Source organism: Vibrio sp. 10N.261.52.A1 (genome assembly GCF_002876325.1).
GTDB lineage: Bacteria > Pseudomonadota > Gammaproteobacteria > Enterobacterales > Vibrionaceae > Vibrio > Vibrio chagasii.
In genome coordinates, this window is record NZ_MCYD01001347.1 from 1 (window position 1) to 2,386 (window position 2,386).

General features: G+C 45.3%; 1 protein-coding gene. It reads left to right on the top strand.

Going from position 1 to position 2,386, the window contains the following annotated elements:
- The first annotated feature begins 15 nt into the window (after positions 1-15).
- Entirely contained in the window at positions 16-1,566 is a 1,551-nt protein-coding gene (locus tag BCT81_RS27630) for a Na+/H+ antiporter NhaC family protein (RefSeq protein ID WP_102426527.1), read from the top strand.
- Positions 1,567-2,386: the final 820 nt, after the last annotated feature.

Here is a 2,386-nt window from a genome sequence, read left to right on the forward strand (position 1 = left end):
GGTTAAGGTTTACCTATGGAACAGACAGATATCACGTCACTCATCCCCATTGTTATTACTTTGGTGTTGTCGTTGGCGACAAGGAATGTAGTGATTGGCCTTTTTGCTGGCGTACTCAGTGGTGTAGCTATGCTCACCGGAATGTTTAGTGAACTAAACCCTCTTGATACCTTTGGGACCATGGTCAAAGGCTACCTAGTGCCACAGCTTACTGATAGCTACAATGCTGGCGTCATTATGCTGTTGGTATTCATCGGGGGCTTTGTCGCTTTGATGGAAAAGTCGGGTGGTGGTGTTGCGTTTGCTAAGCGTGTGACAGAGTGGGTAAGTAACAAGTGCCAAGCTCAACTGTCTGCTTGGTTTGGAGGAATCGTGATATTTTTCTCTGACTTAGGTACTCCGTTAATTGTTGGTCCTGTCTTTCGTCCCCTTTTCGATAAACTGAAACTTTCTAGACAGAAGCTGGCATTTATCATTGACTCTACATCATCACCTGTCGCGATCCTTATCCCTTTTATCGGGTGGGGCGTTTACATCATGAGTCTGATTCAAAAAGAGTTTACTGCTTTGAATGTCAACATGTCTGATTGGGATGCTTTTATCGGTGCGATTCCTTTTCAGTTCTATGCATTCTTAGCGATTTTCATTGTTCCTTTGGTTTCAGTTAAAGGTTTAGACTTCGGACCAATGGCAAAAGCTGAACGTGATTGCCAAGCGGGAATCAACTCTGGCGTGAACAGCGAATCACTCAATCCTTTCTCGCATAAAAATGCAAAGGCATCTTTTGTTTGGGCACCATTATTAGTGATGCTGGTGGTATTGTGTGCCATGTTAGTTCCACAAGGTTTCCCATTTCAAAAGGTCGCAGGTTCATCATTCAGAGCGGCACTGTCTTCGGCTTATTTCTTTGCTGCGATTACCTTGATCTCGCTGATGGCTTGTTACGGCGTGAGAAAACTGTCGGATGGTGTTTCTGTGTACCTAAAAGGTATGGGTAACATGATGCCAGTTGCGATTATTCTGGTATTGGCGTGGGCATTAAGCACGATTGGTAAAGAGTTAGGCGCGGCGGCTTATATTGCAGAACAAGCACAGAGCGGTTTCCCTTACTGGTTAGTGCCTGCGGTTGCTTTCTTGCTGTCGGCTATTATCTCATTCGCTACTGGCTCTTCATGGGGAACCTTTGCCATCATGATGCCATTGGTTATCCCAACCGCGATTGCGATTGATGCACCGCTGTTGGTTGCTATTGGTGCGGTGCTTTCTGGTGGATTGTTTGGTGATCACTGCTCACCGATCTCTGAAACCACCATCCTCTCTTCAACAGGTGCGGGATGTGATCAGTTTGAGCACTTTAAGACACAGCTACCTTACGCATTAATGAACGGTTGCATTGCTTTAGTGAGCTTTGTTGTCGCAGGCTTAACGGGCAGCTCGTTGGTTGTATTAGGTGCGCTTGTCGCTCAATTGGTTGTCGTGACACTGCTAGCCAAGCGTGACGCGAGTAAAAATGCATCTTCAGAAGTTCAATCTCAAGTGTCTGAATCTAAAGCACAACAAGCGTAATTTAAGATTTCAGAAGAGGGATAAGATTCCAGACATCTCGTTCCTCGATTCTGGAATGACGGTTGAGTGAATAGATACGGGATGCGAGTAATCGAGTAACGAAGAGCTTGCTTTCTATTGTCTAAGTTTGATGCTAAGGATTCTCGCTTACTCAAATTTGGAGATTCTTTTCTCATCCCGCATCTCGTTCCCCGCATCTAAGTTACACTCGTTTCTTCCTAACCACCTCAACATGCACTCCATCCGTCATTCCCTATAGCGAGGCACGAGCGTAGTAGGGAATCTTTTGTGTTTATTGTTGATGTTGATACCTAAAGGAGATTCCAGACATCTCGTTCCTCGATTCTGGAATGACGGTTGAGTGAGTAGATACGGGATGCGAGTAATCGAGCAACGAAGAGCTCGCTCTCTATTGTCTAAGTTTGATGCTAAGGGTTCTCGCTTAATCAAATTTGGAGACTCTTTTCTCATCCCGCATCTCGTTACTCGTATCTTTTTCATATGTATATCTCGTCCCTCGATTCTGGAATGACGGTGAGTGAATAGATGAGGGATACGAGTAATCGAGCAACGAATAGCTCGCTCTCTATTGTTTTTCGTATCTCGAATCCTGTTTACTCGAATCTAAACACGCTCTTCGCATCCCGTATCTCGTTTACTCGTATCTCAAACACTCACCGTCATTCCCTATAGCGAGGTACGAGCGTAGTAGGGAATCTCTTGCGTTTATCCTTGGTGCTGACAGCTAAAGGAGATTCCAGACATCTCGTCCCTCGATTCGGAATGACGACTGAGAGACCAGCTCTTCGCATCCCGTATC